Origin of the sequence: Salinisphaera sp. G21_0 (assembly GCF_017744115.1) — a bacterium.
Taxonomy (GTDB): domain Bacteria; phylum Pseudomonadota; class Gammaproteobacteria; order Pseudomonadales; family Endozoicomonadaceae; genus Endozoicomonas.
In genome coordinates, this window is record NZ_JAGHQW010000300.1 from 1 (window position 1) to 514 (window position 514).

A 514-nucleotide genomic window follows, 5' to 3' on the forward strand; every position below is an offset into this window, starting at 1 on the left:
GTTTCGCCACGGCCCACACCAGGTTGGCTACTTCCTGTGGCTTGAAGTGGTCTTTCTCTTCTTTTGATTCGGCTTTGGTTTTTACATGGGGCAACAGCGCGGCTAATGCCTCTTTGAGCTTCGGTGTGTTCTCCAGCCCATTGTCCACCAGTTTTGCCATGGCCCACAGCAGGTTAGCAGTAGCTTGAGGGTTGACGTGGTCTCTCTCTTCTTTTGATTCGGCTTTGGTTTTCACCTGGGGCAACAGCGCGGCCACGGCCTCTTTGAGCTTCGTTGTGTTCTTCAGCCCGTTGTCCACCAGTTTCGCCAGGGCCCACAGCAGGTTGGCAACTTCCTGTGGCTTGAAGTGGTCTTTTTCTTCTTTTGATTCGGCTTTGGTTTTCACCTGGGGCAACAGCGCGGCTACCGCCTCGTTGAGCTTCGGTGTTTTCTCCAGCCCATTGTCCACCATTTTTGCCATGGCCCACAGCAGGTTGGCAGTACCTTGAGTGTTGAAGTGATCTTTCCCTTCTTT

At 53.1% G+C, this 514-nt stretch carries 1 protein-coding gene; it reads right to left on the bottom strand.

Annotated elements, in window-relative coordinates; all coding sequences use genetic code 11:
* A partial coding sequence (locus J7439_RS26175; RefSeq protein WP_209204984.1) for a DUF1601 domain-containing protein occupies positions 1-514 on the bottom strand: 514 nt, incomplete at both ends.